At 60.8% G+C, this 15,404-nt stretch carries 16 protein-coding genes; 8 read left to right on the top strand and 8 right to left on the bottom strand.

What is annotated here, in order from left to right; all coding sequences use genetic code 11:
* Positions 1-30 precede the first annotated feature (30 nt).
* From CS1BSM3_RS15420 to CS1BSM3_RS15410, 3 genes are all read left to right on the top strand, one after another.
* Positions 31-522 carry an Lrp/AsnC family transcriptional regulator gene (locus CS1BSM3_RS15420; protein ID WP_072388370.1) on the top strand — a complete coding sequence of 164 codons (492 nt, stop codon included), beginning with the start codon at positions 31-33 and terminating at the stop codon, positions 520-522.
* A 175-nt stretch (positions 523-697) separates the two neighbouring features.
* Entirely contained in the window at positions 698-1,624 is a 927-nt protein-coding gene (locus CS1BSM3_RS15415; RefSeq protein ID WP_072388368.1) for a 2-hydroxyacid dehydrogenase, read from the top strand.
* A gap of 24 nt (positions 1,625-1,648) precedes the next feature.
* On the top strand, positions 1,649-2,002 hold the full coding sequence (locus CS1BSM3_RS15410; protein ID WP_072388366.1) for a cupin domain-containing protein: 354 nt from the start codon (positions 1,649-1,651) through the stop codon (positions 2,000-2,002).
* Positions 2,003-2,068: 66 nt separating this feature from the next.
* On the opposite strand, the gene CS1BSM3_RS15405 is transcribed toward CS1BSM3_RS15410, so the two are convergent.
* The 7 genes from CS1BSM3_RS15405 to CS1BSM3_RS15375 all read right to left on the bottom strand — a co-directional run bounded on the left by CS1BSM3_RS15405 (position 2,069) and on the right by CS1BSM3_RS15375 (position 9,121).
* Entirely contained in the window at positions 2,069-2,881 is an 813-nt protein-coding gene (locus tag CS1BSM3_RS15405) for an NAD(P)/FAD-dependent oxidoreductase (RefSeq protein WP_280174779.1), read from the bottom strand.
* Positions 2,882-3,225: 344 nt separating this feature from the next.
* On the bottom strand, positions 3,226-4,314 hold the full coding sequence (locus CS1BSM3_RS15400) for a tagatose 1,6-diphosphate aldolase (RefSeq protein WP_072388362.1): 1,089 nt from the start codon (positions 4,312-4,314) through the stop codon (positions 3,226-3,228).
* 4 nt (positions 4,315-4,318) lie between these two features.
* Positions 4,319-5,275, bottom strand: coding sequence for a sugar kinase (locus CS1BSM3_RS15395; RefSeq protein ID WP_244540529.1), 957 nt, complete (start codon positions 5,273-5,275; stop codon positions 4,319-4,321).
* Positions 5,272-6,345: an ABC transporter ATP-binding protein gene (ugpC, locus tag CS1BSM3_RS15390; RefSeq protein ID WP_072388360.1), complete on the bottom strand. Its 1,074-nt coding sequence runs from the start codon at positions 6,343-6,345 to the stop codon at positions 5,272-5,274. The genes CS1BSM3_RS15395 and ugpC overlap by 4 nt, the downstream gene beginning before the upstream one ends.
* A 4-nt stretch (positions 6,346-6,349) precedes the next feature.
* Positions 6,350-7,354, bottom strand: a complete 1,005-nt coding sequence (locus CS1BSM3_RS15385) for an alcohol dehydrogenase catalytic domain-containing protein (protein WP_072388358.1) — start codon at positions 7,352-7,354, stop codon at positions 6,350-6,352.
* A gap of 13 nt (positions 7,355-7,367) precedes the next feature.
* The gene (locus tag CS1BSM3_RS15380) at positions 7,368-8,192 is read right to left on the bottom strand and encodes a carbohydrate ABC transporter permease (protein ID WP_072388356.1); all 825 of its coding nucleotides are present in this window, start codon (positions 8,190-8,192) and stop codon (positions 7,368-7,370) included.
* Positions 8,193-8,203: 11 nt separating this feature from the next.
* Positions 8,204-9,121, bottom strand: coding sequence for a carbohydrate ABC transporter permease (locus CS1BSM3_RS15375; protein ID WP_083528630.1), 918 nt, complete (start codon positions 9,119-9,121; stop codon positions 8,204-8,206).
* 479 nt (positions 9,122-9,600) lie between these two features.
* Between CS1BSM3_RS15375 and CS1BSM3_RS15370 the strand changes: the two genes are divergently transcribed.
* From CS1BSM3_RS15370 to CS1BSM3_RS15355, 4 genes are all read left to right on the top strand, one after another.
* Positions 9,601-10,899 carry an ABC transporter substrate-binding protein gene (locus CS1BSM3_RS15370; protein ID WP_072393787.1) on the top strand — a complete coding sequence of 433 codons (1,299 nt, stop codon included), beginning with the start codon at positions 9,601-9,603 and terminating at the stop codon, positions 10,897-10,899.
* Between the two features lie 81 nt (positions 10,900-10,980).
* On the top strand, positions 10,981-11,712 hold the full coding sequence (locus tag CS1BSM3_RS15365; protein ID WP_244540528.1) for an SDR family NAD(P)-dependent oxidoreductase: 732 nt from the start codon (positions 10,981-10,983) through the stop codon (positions 11,710-11,712).
* Between the two features lie 70 nt (positions 11,713-11,782).
* On the top strand, positions 11,783-13,219 hold the full coding sequence (locus CS1BSM3_RS15360) for a sulfatase family protein (RefSeq protein ID WP_072388351.1): 1,437 nt from the start codon (positions 11,783-11,785) through the stop codon (positions 13,217-13,219).
* 47 nt (positions 13,220-13,266) lie between these two features.
* Complete coding sequence (locus CS1BSM3_RS15355) at positions 13,267-14,349, top strand: LacI family DNA-binding transcriptional regulator (RefSeq protein WP_244540527.1); 1,083 nt, start codon at positions 13,267-13,269, stop codon at positions 14,347-14,349.
* 34 nt (positions 14,350-14,383) lie between these two features.
* On the opposite strand, the gene CS1BSM3_RS15350 is transcribed toward CS1BSM3_RS15355, so the two are convergent.
* Positions 14,384-14,971, bottom strand: coding sequence for a DeoR/GlpR family DNA-binding transcription regulator (locus CS1BSM3_RS15350; RefSeq protein ID WP_280174778.1), 588 nt, complete (start codon positions 14,969-14,971; stop codon positions 14,384-14,386).
* On the opposite strand from CS1BSM3_RS15350, the gene CS1BSM3_RS28630 reads away from it, so the two are divergent.
* Positions 14,927-15,178, top strand: coding sequence for a hypothetical protein (locus CS1BSM3_RS28630; protein ID WP_244540525.1), 252 nt, complete (start codon positions 14,927-14,929; stop codon positions 15,176-15,178). The genes CS1BSM3_RS15350 and CS1BSM3_RS28630 overlap by 45 nt on opposite strands.
* The last annotated feature ends 226 nt before the right edge of the window (positions 15,179-15,404 follow it).

Raw genomic sequence — 15,404 nt, 5'->3', positions numbered from 1 at the left:
CGGAGGATTGTGCTCCGGGAAGGGTAACCCATGAGTCTTCCAAAACTCGATCGCATCGATCTCAAGATCCTCTCCGAGCTTCAGAAGAACGGGCGGATCACCAATGTCGATCTCGCTGAAAAGGTCGGTCTGTCGCCCAGTCCGTGCTTGATGCGCGTGAGGCGACTTGAGGAGGCCATGTACATCTCCGGCTATGGAGCTGAAATTGACATATCCAAACTTGGAGAAGTGATCTCGGTCTTTGCCGAGGTCACGCTGGCAGACCATGGACATGGCGACTTCTCGCGTTTCGAGGCAGCCGTTCGCGATATCGATGAAGTCATTGAATGCCACTTGGTCAGCGGCGGCTACGACTACCTATTGAAGTTCATCACACGCGGCATTGCGCACTACCAAGAGACGATGGAGGCCCTTCTCCAGCGCAATATCGGCATCGAAAAGTACTTCAGCTACGTCGTCATAAAGTCGCCCTTTATCAAAAGGCACTACCCCTTGGCATCGCTGCTGGAGAGGGCGCAGTAGGCTCGACGTTGCAAAATTTTATGCTGCATGGCGCCGTGAATTCAAAATGTTCCTCGCCCCGAGATGCCGATAAAATGCCGTGCAACGCCATCCCCCGCGTAGGCCGTGTGAGTGCCGCTCGTCGCGGTAGCACGATCTTGAGTTGGACTGTCGATCGGCCGCCATCCCAATCGCAATGACCTTCTACTACAATACCGACAAGGCTCGCAGCGAGATCATTCGATCCGCATTCATGAAGGCTATTCCGGGCCTACCCTTCATTGCAGTCGGCGAAGCCTGCGATGCCAAAGAGGTTCGATATCTCTTCACCTGGAAGGCCATTCCACATCTACGAGCAGCCTATCCTCGACTTGAGGTTCTTTTCTCGCTCGGAGCAGGTGTCGAGCAGTTCTCCTTCGACGACATACCGGCCGGCGCAAAGCTCGTGCGCATGATCGAGCCGGGTATCACCGCAACGATGCAAGAATACGTGACAATGGCCACTCTGGCAGTGCATCGCGATCTGCCACGATACGTGGCTCACAAATCCCATGCCAAATGGATCACGTATCCAATCCGCCCGACGTCCGAGATTTGCGTCGGCATCATGGGGCTTGGAGAGCTAGGGCAAGCCTCGCTTCGAGCCCTCGCACCGTTCGGCTTCCGCCTCGCCGGATGGAGCCGGTCCGCGCGAACCATCGCGGGCGTGAACTGCTTCTATGGACGCGATGAGCTCGATCGCTTTCTCGCGCAAACCGACATTCTCGTCTGCCTTCTGCCGCTAACCAACGAGACACACGGCATCCTCTCTGAGAATCTACTCGGCAAATTGCGGCCAGGCGCGAGCCTCATCCATGTTGGTCGCGGTCAGCATCTCGATCCGTCGGCTCTCATCAAGTTGCTCGATTCAGGTCACCTGCAGAGTGCCTTCCTGGACGTCGTGCATCCCGAACCGCTTCCCCCTGATGATCCCATCTGGAAGGATCCAAGGATCATCCTCACACCGCACATAGCTTCGACAACACGCGCGGACACCGCCGCCATGATGCTCATAGAGAACATCCGCCGCCATCAAGCGGGTCGTCCCATGATTGGTGAGGTCAAGCCTGACCGCGGCTACTAGTCCAAACGCACTGGAGTACCACGCATGAGCTTTCTGAAAACGATCAAAGCTACCAACTTCGACGAAGCCGAGGTGAGCAAGGCGACCCCGGATCGATTGATCTCCGGTGATCCGACCTTCCGAACCTACGCGATCGACGATTCTCGGAGCGACCAAGTTCGTACAGGCATTTGGGAAGCGACGCCTGGCCTGACGCGGTCGATCAAAGGCGAAACCTTCGAGTTCTGCCACATCCTCGAAGGCGTGGTCGAGATCACCGAGGATGGCAAAGAGCCGATCCAGTACCGCGCCGGAGATAGCTTCATCATGAAGCCTGGCTTTATAGGAACATGGCGCACTATCAAGACAGTGCGGAAGATCTACGTTATTGTTGAGTAGCTGCGATCGAGGGCGCTCGCCCTCAATCGCCACACTGCGCGATCGGTTCAGCCAAGTAACGGAACCTTAGCCCCAGGAATTCGGGTCAAGCTTGGTTCCATCCGTCATGCGCGAATAGCGAAATGGATGGGGATCCACGATCGTAGATGTCCCCGTCACGAGATCGGCCGCGAGATGCCCCGCCGCTGGTCCTGTACCGAAGCCATGGCCGCTGAAACACGCCGCGATGAAGAACCCAGGAAGCTTCTCGACTGGCGAGATCACAGGCAGCGTGTCGGGCGAGGAATCGATGAAACCTCCCCAAATCTCCGCCGCCTTCACGTGGCGCAGCTCCGGGAATTGCCGGCGCAATTGCAACATCCCCTCTTCGACAAGTTTCGGATCGGGTTGCGGATCGAATACGCGCGTGCGCTCGAAAGGCGAGATCTCGTCCGGGCGCCAGGTCAAGTTTGCATCGGGACTATAAGCGTAAGATCGCCCGAGACGCAGCGTCAGCGCCTTCCTGCGTATCAAAAACAGGCGGAAGAACTTGAGCGCGTGCCGCATGCTGTTGAGATTGAGCTCAACTCTGCCGCGCCCGCTCAATCCGACCGTAAACCCGCCATCTTCGCGGCGACGAAATGCAAAGCTGGGTGTTCCAATACAGCCGTCAGTGATCCCCTGAACTGGCTCAGTCCGCCAGGCAGTCGCAAAGACACCAGCCTGCGGTAGATCAATGCCATGAGGCCGGCAGAACATTGATGTCCAAGCGCCACCAGCACAGAGCACGGCGTCCGTTCGGATGGTTCCCTTCTCCGTGACGACTCCAGATACGCGGCCTCCTGAAGTCTCGATACCGCGCGCAGCGCACTGCTGATGGATCTTTGCCCCGAGCTCGATGACCCTGCTGACAATGAGCTTACGACCAGCATCAGCACGCCGGCCTCGCCCCTGCGCTGGCGCTGAGGGCCGCGCAACTCTGGCCGCGCGATGCGACGCGCCGGGACATCACCGACTTCGTGACCGAGTTGGCGGATTCGCGCCGACTAGACCCGGGACAAGCACAGTCGCTCATCCGCGGCACACGGCGAAAGAGGTGGCGGACGTTCGTAACGTCAATCCATTTCGAGCGCCCGTCTCGCCTGGAACAATTTCCACTTCAGCGCCACTGGAGAGCATTTTATCTGCCCCAAGATGCACTTACCCGAGGCTAGGCTTCTCTAGGTCCCATCAACATCGTTGTCTCAGATCGATGCCACATTGGCTTGACCACGCGACACCTCGAACCGGGCAGGTGCATATGCTTTGGCAAAATCGCCCTCGGCGGCAATGGAGTCGCCTTTGGGATAGCGCGTCGACCACGTACAGGCCTTTTCCTTGGTCAGCGCGCTGAGGCGAGACAGAACGTCGACGCTTTCCGTCCTCAGGGCCGCTTCGAGCTTCTGCAGATCCGGGAAGTTCGACTGCACGGCATTGAGCCAGATCGTGCGCCCAGCGAGGAAACCGCTGGCACCAGCCGCATAGGCATAGTCGAGGACGAGCTCAAACTTGTCCTTCGCCGCACCGCCGGAAAGGAGAACCCACGGGATACCGTGCTCCCGGCACAGATCGCCAACGATCGAGAACGTGGCCTGAGCCACCTGTTCGCGGCAACCAGTCCCTCGATCTGGAAGCTGAGCGACCGCAATCGGGCTTTCGAGCTTCAGGAGGTCGACGCCATACTCGGGCTTGACGAACTCACGCACGCTTTCAATGACAAGGTTCGGCAACTTGTCCGGCGACTCGACATAATCGGCCGTGTGCGACGCCGTGCCGGCGAAGGGATAAACGAGCAACTCGAGCACGTAGGGTATGTCATTGCGCTGGCAGTCGTCACCGATGGCGCGGACAAACTGCTTTTGATGCGCTACGACCGCCGCGTCCGCATCGGGCCGGTACCAGGCCAGAACCTTCACGGCATCGGCGCCTAGTGCGCGAATTTTATCGACGCTCCAATTCGTGATCACGCGCGATCGCCGCCCACCGTTGGTCTCCTCTGTCCGATGATCCTCCAGTGTCACGATCAGTCCGCACCTCGGCGGCAGGATGTCGATTGCCGCCGGAACGGCATAGTTCGGATCGAGCAGCATCGAGCTGCAGTGCGGCGACAGCGCCTCGACCAGCAGGCGCTTGGCAGCGACGACTTCCTCGAAACGCACGTCGTCCTTCGTCACGCCGCGGGCTTTCGCGAGTGCCTCGAACATCGGCGGGCGCTGATCGAGCGCCACCATGCGGAAGTGACCATCGGCATCGGCCAGCCGCGCAAGGCCACGCATTTTTCCAATAGAGCTCATGTTCTCATCCTTCGAAATCGAGACATTCCCGAAGAGTTGGTATGCCGGCGCGGCCGCCGAGGCGCGTGCACTTCAGCGCAGCGGCTGCGCTGGCAAAGGACATGCAGTCGGGGACGGCGAGACCTGCACCGACGGCGAGCGCATAGGCTCCGTGGAAGACGTCGCCGGCCCCGGACGTATCCACGGCCTCGATGCGAGCAGCCAAACGTTGGTGGGTCGCGCCTTCGGTGCGCCACGTCACGCCGCGCGCCCCCCGCGTGACGCCGGCGACCCGGCAGCCGTAGGCGGCCACAACCTCGAGCGCGGACTCCGCATCCCGCTTTGTGAACCGAGCCAGCACGGGCTCCGAAAAGATCGCGTGGTCTGTGAGCGGCAGGAGCGCCTCGAAGACGTCCGGCTCAGCCATATCGGCATCCAGCACCGTCGGTACATTGTGCTTTCGCGCCGCGATGAACAGCGCACGCGCTCCTGAAACCCAGCGCGGGTCCGCAAGCACGCACGCCGCCGTCGCCACGGCTTCGAGCGGAAGCCAGGTCGCGTCTTCCGGATAAGAGCCGCGGAAGTTCACGATCTGACGCTCGCCAGCCCGATCGACGATCAAGGCCGATATGGAGGAGCGCCCGCCCGGAAAAAGACGAAAGTGCTCAACGCAGACACCCTGCTCCGCCATCGCGCCGCGCATTTCCTCGCCGGCAGCGTCCTGCCCGCCGCGCCCCCAGAATTCCGCAATTCCCCCGAGCCGAGCAACCGCAACCGCACCGTTGGCCGCCATACCGCCACCAATGCTGTGGTGCTCGGAGCTCTTGATTTTCTCGCTCCCCCCGACAAACAGCTCATCGACCCGCCAAATGTGATCGAGCGCGGACAAGCCAAGGCAGATCACGCGTGTTGTCTCCACGCGGGCCAGCATGTGGTCGCGAATGGAAGCGGCGTGGCCGCCCGACGGCGTTTCCTCGTTCACGCGAGCACCTGCCCGCTCTTGACGTCGAACATATGAACTCTCGACGGCGCCATGCGGAGCGCGATCGTCTCGCCGACCTTGGGTTTGGTAGCCGGATCGACGCGCGCGATCGCGGCTGTTCCAGCAAGATCGAAATGCACCATCGTGTCGGATCCCAGCGGTTCGACGAGCTTAATGCTCGCGGCAATGCCATCACCGGGATTGCACAGCACCAGATGCTCGGGGCGAACACCGAGCGTTGCTTCGCCGCCCGCACTCCGTAGGCGACCGCGATGCTCATCGCCCAGCGACAGAGCACGCCCATCACCGGCGAGGACGACACTGTCTCCTTGCAGCCTAACCGGAAGAAAATTCATAGTGGGCGAGCCAATGAAGCCAGCAACGAATTGATTGGCCGGCTTCTCGTATACTTGCTCCGGCGTGTCGTATTGCTGAATCACGCCGGCGTGCAGAACGACAATCCGATCCGCCATCGTCATGGCCTCGACCTGATCGTGCGTCACGAAGATCATCGTGGTCTTGAGCTGCTGCGAGAGCGCTTTGATCTCCGCACGCACCTGCCCCCGCAGCCTCGCATCAAGGTTCGACAGCGGCTCATCGAACAGAAAAGCCTGCGGATCGCGTACGATGGCACGCCCCATCGCGACGCGCTGTCTCTGGCCGCCAGAAAGCGCCTTGGGCCTGCGATCCAGATAAGGCTCGATGTCCAGCATGGTCGCAGCGCGGCGCACGCGGGTATCGATTTCGGCTTTGCTCAAGCCGCGCAACTCGAGCGCGAACGCCATGTTGCCGTAGACGGTCATGTGCGGATAGAGCGCGTAGTCCTGGAACACCATCGCGATGTTGCGGCGCGCAGCGGGAAGAGTGTTGACGCGCTGCTCGCCGATAAAGACGTCGCCTTCCGTGACGGGCTCCAAACCGGCGATAATGCGCAGCAGTGTCGACTTGCCGCAACCGGAAGGGCCGACGAACACGACGAACTCGCGGTCGTCGATATCGAGGCTCAGATTGGAGATGACGTTCGGGCCGCCGAAGGTCTTGACGATATTGCGAAGCCTGATGGATGCCATGCTGTCACTCGAATGCCAGTACCGGCTTGATCAGCTTGCCCGACGCGAAGCGGGCAAAATTCTCGGGCAGGCTTGCGAGATCGAACTCGAGATCGACCAGCCGGCGGTACTCGTCCTTGTGGCGGCGCAGAAGCTCGACGTTCTCCTCGAAGTCGCCGACGGGAAAATAGAACGTTCGGATCATGTAGAAGTCCTTCCGCCGAAATACCCTGCCTTCTTCGATCATCCAGGGCGCCGCATTCTCTCCGACAAGAACCAACGCGCCGTGCGGCAGCACCACCTCGATGCCCAGATTGCGAGCCGCATGTGCACCCGAGCATTCGACGACGAGTTTGAAGCGCCGGCTCGTGTCGCCCGTGGGATGAGCCTTGGCGCCGAAGGCACGCGCGATGGCAATCCGCTCGGCATTGGGATCCGAGACGTTGATGTCAGCGTAGCCCATGCTTCTGAGCGCGAGCACGACGCCCAGTCCGACCGGTCCGGCCCCGGTCACCAGGACGGGCGCACCGGATTGCGGTGGAACGAGAGGCCGAACGAAACGCACGGCGTGCGCTGACGTCCCAATCGTGTCGAGCAACAGGGGCGCGAGGCTATCCTCGATGTCGTCCGGCACCGGCAACAAGCAGTTCTCGGGGACGGGTACAAACTCCGCGTAGCCGCCGGGTCGGTTCCAGCCGATCAGCGACGATACCTCAAGGCAGCTCTGCGTCGCCCCTGCTCGACAGGCGGAGCACTGGCCGCAATGCGTGGGTATGTAGACGACGCAGCGTCGGCCATGCATGGGATGATCCGGCATCTCGACGACGCCGAAGATCTCGTGGCCCGCCGTGAACTCGGCCCCCTTGTGCCAGAGCTTGAAATCCGAGCCGCAGAGCGCCGTACGCACGATGCGCAGGAGGACCTCTCCGCGAGCCACCTCTGGTATCGGCGCGCGCTCGATTGTGATGCGCTCGGCACCATGAAAGACTGCCGCGAGCATCTGCGCATTGTGGAGCTTGGCATCAGGCATGGCTGTCCTCTCCCTAGCCCTTCACCGCACCGAGGGTCAGGCCGGCGACAAGCCAGCGCTGCACAACCATCGCCAACATGAGAGGCGGCAGTGCAATCAGCGTCGCGACGGCCATGAGAACGCCCCACCGCGTGGAGCCTTCACCTACGAAGTTGAACGACGCTGCGATCATCGTCTTCGTGTCCGACGTCGAAAGCACGAGCACGAAGAGAAAGAAGTTCCACGAGAACACGAACGCCAGGATGGCCGCGATGGCGACGCCTGATCCCACCAGCGGCAATGCGATGCGCCAAAGGACGCGCGTGACGCTGCAGCCATCCACCTGCGCGGCCTCGTAGATGCTTCGTGGAATGCCGTCGAAGTACGGCAAGAGGATCCAGATGACGATCGGCATGGTGATGACGGCATGGCTCAGGATGAGCGGCCAATAGGAGCCAATCATGCCGAGGTTCCTGAAAAGGATGTACCAAGGCAGAAGAAAAAGGGCGCCCGGCACCATGCGCGCCGCCAGTGTCAGCACCGCAGGCCAAGATACCCGGGTCCAGGAGATCACGAACGCGGCCGGCACGCCGAACACGATGCCGAGCGTCGTCGATCCGACAGTCACGATGATGCTGTTGATCGCGTAGCTGAGGAACGGCGTCGTCTCTATGAGCGCGCGGTAGTTCTCGATAGTCGGCGTGAACAGGAGCGTCGGAGGATAGGCGATCACGTCGCTCGACTGCTTGAACGAGGCCAGCACCATCCATACGACAGGCGCCAGCAGGAAGATACCCACGAGCACCAGCTGCAGCGTATTCAGGCGCCTTGCCCAGGCAGCACTCAGCGTTGATGACATGGCACCAGTCCTCACCACGCGACTGCTTTGCGCAGGCGATTGAGCGTCAGGACGACGCCGAGAACGATCGTCGACAGGGTCAGCATGAGCGCGCTCGCATAGCCGATGTTGAAGTACTCGAATCCGATCTTGAAGCCATAGACGTTGAGCGTGTTGGAGGCATTGCCCGGGCCGCCCTGCGTCATGATGTAGATGATGTCGAAGAAGCGCAGGAGATCGACGCTACGCAGCACCGTGGCCGTCACGATCGTGGGCAGCAGAAGCGGCAGCGTGATGCGCCAGAAGGTCCGCGCCGGCGATGCGCCGTCGATCTGCGCCGCTTCGAAAACGTTCTGCGGCAGAGACTGAAGGCCACCGAGCACGATGAGCGCCACGTACGGCGTCCAGTGCCACGTGTCGATCAGTGCGATTGTCGGAATGACCCAAACCGGTGATGCGATCCATTCGGAGGGAGGGAGGCCGACCAGTGACAACAGATAGTTGGCGAGCCCGATGCTCGGATCGAGAATGATGATCCACATCATGCCGGCCACGGCGGACGGCAGCAGGATCGGCGAAATGAAGAGCGAGCGCATGAAGCCCGACAAGCGCTTCGCATTGAACAGGAGGATGGCGAGATAGATACCACCCGCGATCTGCAGCGCGAGGCCCAGGAAATAGAGAGCGAACGTCACGTAGAGGCCGTTCCAGAACTCTATATCGCCGATCAGCTTGCGATAGTTGTCGAGGCCGACGAAGCGACTATGGCCGGTCGCGGAGAAGGAATGAAAGCCGAGCCAGATCGCGTAGCAGAAGGGAAAGGCGATCATCGCAAAGGTGAAAAGAACTGCAGGCGCCGAGAGCGCGGCGAGCTGAAACGAGTGCGGATTTAAGCGAGGCGCGTCGTCGGCGATCACTTGCGCGGATGCGGCTCGCGAAAGAGAAGCCATGAATGCTCCAGGGGAAAGCGTCCGCTGAGCCAGCAGACGAGGGGCCACGCCAGCATGCGCGTTGTGAAAATGCCGTGCTTAGGCGGCGGCCTCAGTGGGTGCTGGCCAGCCTGGCTGGCGCAATCCCAGCGCACCATGCACGCGCATTCCTGCGAGACAGGTGGAATCCATATGGCGCCTCCCTAGGCGGGTTACGTCGCACTTGACAGTGTGCGGTTTTGATGTAACCGGTTTACTTATTACTCTGCCATACGTCAATAGATGAGCGCTATTTGAGCGAATAATTGAGCTATAGATCATGTAAACGTTACAAATATCGCAGATCGGCGAGGCCATGGCCGCAGGATCGGTCCGCTCGGCAGAAGGAGGGAGTGAAGCCAAAGACAAAGTCACGGGAGCGGCAAGGGCCGGAAAGGCTCGTCGCACAGATCGCCGACATCCACCGTCCGCGTCTGAAGAAAAACGATGAGGAGGAAACGATGACCAGAACATTACGCCAAGCGACCATCGCATCCACGATCGCCATGCTTGCTGGGCTGATGCCAGCGCAGGCCTCCGACTACAATTGGAAGCGCAATCAGGGCACGACTGTCCGTTTCTTTGTGAACAACAACTCGCTCGGCGTTGCGCTCGTCGCGAAGAAGGCCGAGTTCGAGAAGCTCACGGGCATCACGCTCAAAGCCGATATGTATCAGGAGCCTCAGCTCCGCCAGCGCCTCCTCACCGTAATGAACGCGCGCAGCGATGAGGTTGATGTGTTCATGACCCTGCCCTCCCGAGAAGGTCAGCAATTTGCGACCGCCGGCTGGGTTGCAGATCTCACGAAGCGTCTCAAGGAAGATGTTGCGCCCGACTACAAGCCTGACGACTTGAGTAAGGCACTTCTCGAGGCGGGTACCTTCAATGGCAAGGTGACCAGCCTGCCGATGAACATCGAGGGCCCGCTGCTCTACTGGCGCAAGGACATTTTCGCCAAATGCAAAATCGAGGCGCCGAAGCGTCTCGACGATCTCGCCACCGCGGCGGAGGCCATCGCCAAGTGCGATCAGAGCATCACCCCGTACGTGTCGCGCGGGCTCAGACCGGCTCTGGCCTACACCTACAGCAATTTTCTTCACAACATGGGCGGGACCTACATCAAAAATGGTAAGTCCAACCTGTGCAGCCCAGCCGCTTCGCAGGCGCTCGAGCTCTACAGCAGGCTCCTGCGCGATTTCGGACCACCCGGCGTCGTCAACTACTCGTTCCAGCAGATTTCGTCATTCTATGGCGCAGGCCGCGTCGCGATGGCTTTCGAGTCGTCCAATCAGCTCTCCATCTTCATGGAAGATCCCGCGCGCCTGAAGGATACGAGCGTCATGCCGCTGCCGGCGGGCTCCGCCGGCTCGGTTCCGACGACGATCGGCTGGGGCATTGCCGTATCGCCCTTCAGCAAGAACGCTGATGCTGCTTGGCTCTTCGTTCAATGGGCGACCAGTCCGGCCACTCAGAAGGCCCTCGCTCTCGAGGGCATCGCACCGCCTCGCGCTTCGGTTGCCACCAGCACGGAGTATCAGGCCTGGATCAGCGAGCATGAGGTGCGCAAAGAGTGGCAGGCTGCGCTCCGCGTGCTCGCCGACAAGGGGACTTCCGAGGTCGGCTATCCGATCGTTGCCAATCCTCAGTCGCGCGACTTCATCGGCCAGGCCGTGATCGACCTGCTCTTGAAGAAGAAGACGGTGGAGCAGGCCTGCGCGGATGCAGACAAGGGCCTCGACGAACTTATTGCGCAGAAGTGAACCGACCCGCTCGACGGCGACCGCCCCGACGTCCGTCGGGCGGCTGCCGTCGGCATCTTCAGAAACATGGAAACCCACGCCATGACGGCCTTCTCGCTTCCGACCAACTTCCACGCCGTGGTGATCGGCGGCTCGGGAGGAATTGGTTCCGCAATCTGCAACTTGTTTCTAGAGCTCGGGGCAACGGTTTCCGCAACCGGCGCCGACGCGCGGGCACTCGAGCAAACGACACTCAAGCCTGATCCGAAGCTGCGCCTGACGGAGCTCGGCGTATGCAGCGACGAGGGCGTCGCGGCGTTCGCCCGACAGCACGATCGAACCGACGCATTGATCAATTGCGCCGGGATACTCGCTCGGGACCAGGAGTACGAGATCGCGACCTTCCAGAAAGTCCTCGACGTGAACCTGACGGGCACCTTCCGTACGTGCATGGCCTTCCACACTCAGCTCGCCGCGAGCAAGGGCTGCGTTGTGAACATCGCATCGATGAATGCCTATCTGGCACTCCCCCGCATTCCGGCCTACTGCGCCAGCAAAGGCGGCGTCGTGATGCTGACGAAGGCTCTAGCAATGGCCTGGGCCCCCGAGGGCATTCGGGTCAACGCAGTGGCGCCAGGCTATATCGAGACGCCCATCAACGAGGCCGGGCGCAAGGACGAGGCACATCGCTTGCGAATTGCCGACCGAACCGCGCTCAAGCGTTGGGGAAAACCGGACGAGGTCGCGGGAGCTGCCGCCTTCCTGTGCATGCCGGCCTCGCAGTATGCCACGGGCTCAATCGTCGCGATCGATGGCGGCTTCCTCGCCGGATAGCCGCGCAACGCTTCTCGTGCCTCTAGCCACCCGCGCTCCAGCCACGCCTCGCTATAGAAGTTGACCTCATATGACCCGTCGACCGAACATTGTCCTGATCATCACCGACCAGCAGCGGTACGATACGATCGCTGCGCTCGGCTTCCCACATGCCATCACGCCAACGCTGGATCGATTGGTTCGCGAAGGCACGTCGTTCGATTCCTGCTACATATCGGCTGCGTCGTGCGTGCCGGCACGCGCGAGCCTCTTTAGCGGGCTTTATCCACACACGAACGGCGTGATCTGCAATCTCGACGGCTGGCGACGCTCCTGGGTCGAGCGCCTCGCTGCGAGCGGATATCGATGCGTGAATGTCGGCAAGATGCACACTTGGCCGATGGATGCGCAGTGCGGCTTCCATCAGCGCCTCATCGTCGAGAACAAGGAGCGCATCAGGAAGTTCACCGGCAGCGAGTTCATCGACGAATGGGACAAAGCGCTCGCGACGCATCGCCTCGAGCGCCCTTTGAGAATGGACTACCGCAAGCTCCCGGACTACAAGGAGCGCCTCGGCGCATTCGAGTGGGCACTGCCGGACGATCTTCACTCCGACAATTTCACCGGCGATCTGGCCGCGTGGTGGATCAAGAAGTACGCGCCGACCGATGAGCCGATCTTCCTGCAGATCGGCTTTCCTGGACCACACCCGCCGTACGATCCGACCCGCTCCGCAATCGAGCAATACGAGGGTCGCGACATCCCGGTGCGCGCGGTGAACGATGCAGACACGGAGAGCCAGCCAGCGGCCTTCGACGCCCTCCGCCGACGCAGCGTGGAGCTCGAGGCCGACGCCATCGCCTATTCGCTGGAGCCAAGCCTTGAATCACGCAAGCGCCAGCGCGCCTACTACCTCGCCAATGTCACCATGATCGACAAGAAGGTCGGCGACATCCTGGCGGCGCTGGAGGCCAAAGGGCTGCTCGAGAACAGCATCGTCATGTTCACTTCCGACCATGGCGACACGCTCGGCGATCACGGGCAGAGTCAGAAGTGGACGATGTATGAGCAGGTCGTTCGCGTGCCGCTCGTGGTATGGGGGCCAGGGCGCATTCCTGCCGCCGCGCGGGTCGATCAGCTCGTGCAGCACATGGATATCGGGCCAACCATATTGGAGTGGGCGGGCGTAGAGGTGCCGGCGTATATGGAGGCCGAGAGTCTGCACAAGTACTTTAGCGGCGAGAAAGCGGATGGACGGCCTTACGTATTCACCGAGCTGGGGCCTGACAATGTGCTCGAAAAGATCAAGTTCATGACCATGATCCGGTCCAGGGATTGGAAGCTCGTGCACTTCCTCGGGAGCGAGGAAGGCCAGCTCTTCGATCTGCGTGACGACCCGCACGAGGAAAGGAATTTGTGGCTTGAGCCCGCCGTCGCTTCGGAGAAGCAATCCTTGCAGGACGAGATTTTCAGATGGCGCATGGAGAGCCAGATCCGATCCCGTGATTGGATGGCTGATTTCAGATAACTGACACCTCGGAGACGCCTCCCAACAGAAAGAGGCGCTTCGGCGCGGTGGCATCGCTGCCGCGTGCAATTTCCGTCGATGGTGAAACGATGCGACAGAAGGGATCGACGCAAGGCATCAGGTCGGTCGCGCGCATTGCCAATGTCTCGATCGCAACCGTTTCGCGCGCGCTCAACAAGCCGGATGCCGTCAGCGCCGAAGTGCGAGAGAGAATACAGGCCGCGATCAAGGAAATCGGCTACATTCCCCAGGCGTCAGCACGCGCGCTCTCGACGCGGCGAACGCGCACGCTGGGCGCAATCATCCCCACCATCGACAACGCAATGTTCGCCCGTGGCATCGAGGCGCTCCAGAAGTACCTCATGTCGACCGACTACATGCTCATTCTGACGACGAGCGGATATGATCCCGACATCGAGTTGAAGCAAGTACGCAACCTGATTAGTCGAGGTGTAGACGGATTGCTCCTTCGAGGCGACGCGCATCACCGCGAAGTTCGGGAACTCCTGGAAACTCACGCCGTCCCTCATGTCAACGTAGGCGTATATCTTCCAGATCGCCCCTACCCCACGATCGGCATCAACAACGAGGCCGCCGCGCATCGCGCGATGTCATACCTCATAGAACTCGGACACCGGGATATCGGCATTGTCTCTGCCTTACAGCGCAACAATGATCGTGCCAGCGCGCGCGTTAGGGGGTTCCACAGAGCGCTCACCGAACACGGGATCCAACCTCGGGAGAATTGGATCGCCGAGGTGTACTACAATCTCGATCAGGCGCGGGAAGCTGCGCGGCAGCTTCTTCTAATGAAGAGCCGGCCAACTGCGGTAGCCTGTGGCAACGACGTTATTGCGTATGGTGTGCTGCTGGAGGCGGAACGCAATGGCTTTCGCGTTCCGAGGGACGTATCGGTGATCGGCTTCGACGATCTCGAGTGGAGTAGACACCTTCGCCCGAGCTTGACCACGATCCAGGCCCCGACCGACATCACGTGGCAGCGTGCCGGTGAGTACCTTGTCCGTCACCTGGCAGGTGAAGCAGTTCTGCTGCATCAGGAGTTAGACTGCTCGCTGGTGGTCCGAGAGTCGACAGCAGCTCCCCAGTTAAGGGCTGCAGATTCAGCCTGACGGCTCCATGGCCACGGCAGCAGTATTCCACTGTTCAAGCCTCGATCGTTTCTTTGACGCCGGACTTCTTGATCTGTGTGAGCGAAGGATGGCCGCCACGCTCGCAAATGAGGACGTCAATCTCCCGACAAGAGCAGACTTCGACACGGCTGATTTGGCCGAGCTTGCTGCGATCGGCCAGCAAGATGACGCGGTTTGCGTTCTCGATCATTGCGCGCGCGACTTCTGCCTCCTGGAGGTGATAGCTCGTCGCGCCGTGCTTGGGGTGAAGCCCCACCGGCGATACGAATGCCATATCGGGGCGAAAGCGATTGATCTGGCTGATAGTAAGTTCGCCATGAATGCCGGGGAAGTCGCCGCCTACTCTTCCACCGAGCAAGATGACCTCCGCGGTGGGCTGCGCTTCGCGAACAATCCTTACAACGTCCATTGAGTTGGTGATGACGTTCACGTGCGGGACGTTCGAAAAGGCAGCGGCGAAGGCCATTGTCGTCGTCCCAGCATCGATGAAACAGGATGCGCCGGGCGCCATGAGACGCGCTGCAGCGCGCGCGATACGCTGCTTCGCTTCCGCATTGTGGCGACGGCGCTCATTAAAGGGGGCCTCTCCCGCGATCTGCACGGCGAGAGCGCCGCCGTGAACGCGCCGGATCCGTCCGGCCGCCTCAAGCTTCAAAAGATCCCGGCGCACGGTTTCGCGCGATACCTTGAGCATCTCGGCAAGCCGCTCTGTTTCCAACCGCCCATCGGCGAAGGACAACAGCCGGAGAATGTGATTTTCGCGATCACCCGACCACATCGTGCTTTCCTATCTGGATGGAGCGACTAGGCCCATTCGATTTCTCTGTGGCCTCCACAAATTGCAGCATCTACCTGGCTGAACGGCTTCGGAACAAGCCCACAGGTACATCGGCTTTCACAGTGATCCTGCTCGCTTGGCCTCGAGCGACCTACCAAGCATGGATGTGGATTCATGTGCAGAATTGCAATGTCGAGCAAGCGCCTTGGCAGCGCAGCCTCTGGAAGTGGGCGCCAGATCATCAAGCGAGTTATCG

The organism is Hyphomicrobium sp. CS1BSMeth3 (assembly GCF_900117415.1).
Taxonomy (GTDB): Bacteria; Pseudomonadota; Alphaproteobacteria; order Rhizobiales; family Hyphomicrobiaceae.
The sequence above is the reverse complement of the archived record's forward strand: the minus strand, read 5'-3'. Positions and strand labels throughout refer to the sequence as shown.